The sequence below is a fragment of the Zavarzinia sp. genome (assembly GCF_041650655.1).
In the GTDB taxonomy this organism is placed as follows: Bacteria; Pseudomonadota; Alphaproteobacteria; order Zavarziniales; family Zavarziniaceae; genus Zavarzinia.
Map to the genome: position 1 here is coordinate 1 of NZ_JBAZKR010000174.1, position 4,929 is coordinate 4,929.

Below are 4,929 nucleotides of genomic sequence, written 5' to 3' on the forward strand. Positions count from 1 at the left end.
CGAGGCGAAAAGTCCGTCCGCCCGCCGCCAGCGTGGCTTCGCGCAGCGCGTCGACGCTGTCGAAGGGGCCGGAGACGCGCAGGCGCACGCGGTCCGTTTCGGTTTCGACCTGTCCGGCGGGCGCCACGGCATTCTGCCGCTGCAGCGCCTCGAACACCTGGGTCGGCACCAGGCCCATGGCGGCCAGCCGCGCCGGACTGACGTCGATGTAGATCTTCTCGTCCTGCACGCCTATCAGTTCGATCTTCTTCACGTCCTCGACGCGACGCAACTCGCGCGCGATGCGGTCGGCTTCCCGTCGCAGGTCGCCCATGCCGTAGCCGGCGCGGTCATCGCGGGCGGTCAGGGCGAAGATCTTGATCTGCACGTCGCCGAACTCGTCGTTGGGAAAGGGGCCCTGCACGCCGGGCGGCAGGGTGTGCCGCATGTCGTCGAGCTTCTTGCGCACCTGGCGCCAGGCCTCCGCCACCTCGGCTTTCGTCGACGTATCCCTGAGGTGGACGATGGTCAGGGATTCGCCGGGCCGCGAAGCGGTGCGCAGCACATCCACCCAAGGCAGCTCGGCCAGCTTCTTTTCGATGCGCTCGGTCAGTTGCTGCTCGACCTGCGAAGCGGATGCGCCCGGCCAAAGGGTGCGCACCACCATCATCTTTACCGTGTAGTCCGGGTCTTCGGCGCGGCCGAGCCGGTCATAGGAAACCGCACCGCCGAGCATGAGCACGACGATCAGATAAAGCACCATCTGCGGATGTTGCAGCGCCCACTCGGAAAGATTGAGCCGATTCATCGGCGGGTCGCCTCTGGTGCGACGCGAACCTTTTCTCCGGCCGCGAGCAGGTTAACGCCGGCGGCGACAATCTGCTCGCCACCGGCCAGGCCGCCGGCCACCACCGCGCCGCTGTCGGTATAGGCGGATATGCCCACCGGCTGCAGCTTCACCGTATTGCCGGCGCCGACTATCCACACCGCCGGCCGCTCACCCTGCTGGAAAATCGCCGTCAGCGGCACGATCAGTCCCGGCGCGCCGACCGCGCCGGCCGTGCCGCCCGGGAATCGCACGGTGGCCGTAATGCCCAGCGGCAGCTGCGGGTCGGCGTCCTTGAGGCTGACCCGCGCGGCAAAGGTTCGGGTCACCGGATCGGCCACCGGAGAAATTTCGCGCAGGCGCCCCGCGACGGGTTTGGCTGCCGCGCCCGATGCGGCCCAGAAGCTGACCTCGGCGGCCTGCCCGGATTTAAAGCCGGCGACTTCGCTTTCCGGCAGTGCGATCGCGATTTCACGTTCGCCATCCTGCGCCATGCGGAACACTGTCTGGCCGGCGCTTACGACCTGCCCCGGCTCGGCCAGTACCTGCTGGATGACGCCGTTGCGGTCCGCCACCAACTGGGTGTAAGCCGCCTGGTTCTTCGCCAGGGCAGCCTGCGCCTGCGCTGCCTTGAACGTGGTTTCACGCGCATCGAGTGCCGAGGCGCTGATGTAGTTCCGCGCCTTCAGATCGCGATAGCGCGCCAGATCGGCCGCCGCCAGGGCGAGATGGGCTTCGGCCTGGGTTGCCTGCAAGCCGGCATCGGCGGGATCGAGGCGCGCCAGCACCTGGCCGGCCTTGACCGCCGCTCCGGCATCGACGCGGCGTTCGACAATCTTGCCGGCGACGCGAAAGCCCAGCGTGGTTTCGATGCGGGCACGCACCTCGCCGCTGTAGCTCCTGTCGACGCCGTTGATCGCCGTATCGCCGGCGCCGACTATCAGGGTGCGCACCAGCTTCAGCGGTGCCTGCGGCGGGGAAGTCTCGCCGCAAGCGCCGAGCAGGACGGAAACAAGCAGGAGTGCTGCGGTTCTCATGGAAGCTCTTTCATGCGTGCGGGCTGGGCCAGAGGCTCTGCACACGGTGGACAAGATCATCAACATAGGTAAACACGACGGGTATCACCAGCAGGCTGAGGAAGGTAGATGTGATCAGTCCGCCGATGACGACGATGGCCATCGGCGCGCGGAAGCTCGAATCGGTGCCGAGCCCGATAGCGATCGGCATCATGCCGGCGCCCATGGCCACGGTGGTCATGACGATCGGACGGGCGCGCTTGCGGCAGGCGTCGAGCAGGGCATGCCAGCGGTCGAGGCCATGCTCGCGCCGCGCCAGCACCACGTAGTCGATCAGCAGGATCGAATTCTTGGTGGCGATGCCCATCAGCATGATGAGCCCGATCATCGACGGCATCGACAGCGCGGTCTGCGTCACGAACAAGGCGAGGAAGGCGCCGGGGACCGAGAGCACCAGCGCCGCGAGGATCGTCGCCGGCTGCACGAAATCCTTGAACAGCAGCACCAGCACGACATAGATGCAGAGCACGCCGGTCAGCATCGCCAGCGAAAAGCTTTCGAACAGTTCGCCCATTGCCTCGGCATCACCCACGGTGGTCTGCAGGATTCCCGGCGGCAGGATCTTCAGGCTGGGCAGGGCCAGGGTCTGCTTCTCCACCTCGCCCAGCGGCTGGCCGTTGAGCTCGATCTCGAAATTGATGTTGCGCAGCCGGTCGTAGCGGTCGATTTCGGCCGGGCCGCCGGCGATGGTCAGGCTGGCGACAGCGCCGACCATGACCGGACCGTTCCGGCCCGGCACCGTGAGGCGCTCGAGCAGGCCGATATCCTGGCGCGCCGCTGCGGGCAGCTTGACGACGATGGGCACCTGGCGCTGCGCCAGGTTGAGCTTGGCGATGCTCTGGTCGTAGTCCCCGGCGGTGGCGATGCGCAAGACGTCGGCGATGGCCGCCGAACTCACGCCGAGATCGGCCATGCGGCTGAAGTCGGGTTTTACCACCAGTTCCGGCCGGGTCAGGCTGGCGGTGGAGGTGACCGCGCCGATGCCGGGGATGGTGCGCAGCTCGTGCTCGACCTTGCGCGCATGGTCCGCCAGCAACGCTCCGTCCTCGCCCGCCAGCACCAGCACGTATTTTTCGCTGGAGCCGCCCAGCCCGACTTTCACCTGCACGCCGGGCAGGGCCTGCAGCGCCTCGCGCAGCGCCTGTTCGATGGCCTGCTTCTTGACGCCGCCGCGGTCCTGGCGCGGCGTGAGGTTGATGGTCAGCGTCGCCTTGCGCACCTCGGCGGCACCGCGCGGCGCGAAGGGATCGCTGCCGGCGGCGCCGCCGCCGATCGCCGTGTAGACCATCTTCACATGCGGATTGCGGGCGACCATGACGCGTGCCGCTTCGGCCGCGGCATGCGTCTCCTTGAAGGTGCTGCCGGGGGGCAGGGACAGATATACCTGGGTCTGCGACAGGTCGTCCTGCGGCAGGAAACCGGTGGACAGCAGGGGCAGCAAAGCGAACGAGCCGAAGAAGAACCCGGCGGCGGCACCCAGTGTCGCCAGGCGGTGCTGCAGGCACCAGGTCACCCAACGGACATAGAGCGCCATCCAGCGCGCTTCGCCTTGCGCCTGCCGCGGCGGCCGCAGCAGGTAGGCCGCCATCATCGGCGTCAGCATGCGCGCCACCACCAGGGAGAAGAACACGGCGATCGCTGCCGTCCAGCCGAACTGGACGAAGAACTTGCCGGGCACGCCGCTCATGAAGGCGGTGGGCAGAAACACCGCGATCAGCGTGAAGGTGGTCGCGATCACCGCCAGCCCGATTTCGTCCGCGGCCTCCATGGCTGCCTGGTAGGGCGACTTGCCCTCGCGCAGGTGGCGCATGATGTTCTCGATCTCGACGATCGCGTCATCCACCAGGATACCGACCACCAGCGACATCGAGAGCAGGGTCACGACATTCAGCGTGAAGCCCATCAGGTACATGACGGCGAAGGTGGGGATCGCCGAGAGCGGCAACGCCGTGGCCGAGACGAAGGTGGCCCTGCCGTCGCGCAGGAAGAGCCAGACGACGATCACCGCCAGCACCGCGCCTTCGATCAACAGCCACATCGATCCCTCGAAATTTTCGACCACCGGATCGACAAAGTTGAAGGCCTCGGTGACGACGATGTGCGGATGTTCGCGCTTGAGCTTCTCCAGGGCAGCACGGATATCGCCGGCGACCTGGACTTCGCCGGCGCCGCGGCTGCGCGAAATCTCGAAGCCGACCACCGGCTTGCCGTTGAGCAGGGCCGCCGAGCGCTGCTCGGCGACGGTATCGCTGACTTTCGCCAGTTCGTCGAGCCGCACCCGGCGGCCGTCGGCAAGCGCGATTTCCAGCGCACCGATCTCCGTGGCGGATTGCACCGTAGCGATGGTGCGCACCGACTGCTCGATGCCGCCGACGTCGGCGCGCCCGCCCGAGGCTTCCTGCTGCACCTGGCGCAACTGGCGCGAAACGTCCGCCGCCGTGGCGCGCAGCGCCTGCAGGCGATCCGGGTCGAGCTCGACGCGGATCTCGCGCGTGACGCCGCCGACGCGCGCCACGGCGCCGACGCCGCGCACGCTCAGCATCGCCTTGGTGACGGTGTTGTCCACGAACCAGGACAGGGCTTCCTCGTCCAGCCGGGGCGATGCTATCGTGTAAGTGAGGATCGGCGCACCGGCGACGCTCATCCTGGTAATCACGGGATCGCGCAGGTCGCCCGGCAGGTCGGCGCGGATGCGCGACATGGCGTCGCGCACATCGTCGACGGCTTCCTGGGTCGGCTTCTCCAGGCGGAATTCGACGGTGACCGTGGCCGTGCCGTCCTGCACCTTGGTGTAGATGTGCTTGATGCCCTGCAGCGTCGCCATCGCGTTTTCGATCTTGCGGCCGACTTCGGTTTCCATCTGCCCGGGCGCGGCGCCGGGCAGGGTCGCCGTCACCGTCACCGTCGGCAGGTCGATATCCATGAACTGCTGGATGCGCATGTTCTTGAAGGCCAGCACACCGGCGAACGTGAGCATCACGAACAGCAGCACCGCCGGTATGGGGTTGCGGATAGACCACGCGGAAACGTTCATGGCTTGCGCGCGGG

The 4,929-nt window shown here is 67.4% G+C and carries 3 protein-coding genes; all 3 read right to left on the reverse strand.

The features are described from left to right. Nucleotides 1-787, reverse strand: a 787-nt coding sequence (locus WC493_RS21545) for an efflux RND transporter permease subunit (protein WP_373068386.1), incomplete at its 3' end; no start/stop codon positions are given. Continuing rightward, the gene (locus WC493_RS21550) at nt 784-1,842 is read right to left on the reverse strand and encodes an efflux RND transporter periplasmic adaptor subunit (protein WP_373068388.1); all 1,059 of its coding nucleotides are present in this window, start codon (nt 1,840-1,842) and stop codon (nt 784-786) included. The genes WC493_RS21550 and WC493_RS21545, both read right to left, overlap by 4 nt. A 10-nt stretch (nt 1,843-1,852) precedes the next feature. Continuing rightward, the gene (locus tag WC493_RS21555) at nt 1,853-4,915 is read right to left on the reverse strand and encodes an efflux RND transporter permease subunit (protein WP_373068390.1); all 3,063 of its coding nucleotides are present in this window, start codon (nt 4,913-4,915) and stop codon (nt 1,853-1,855) included. Between the last annotated feature and the right edge of the window lie 14 nt (nt 4,916-4,929).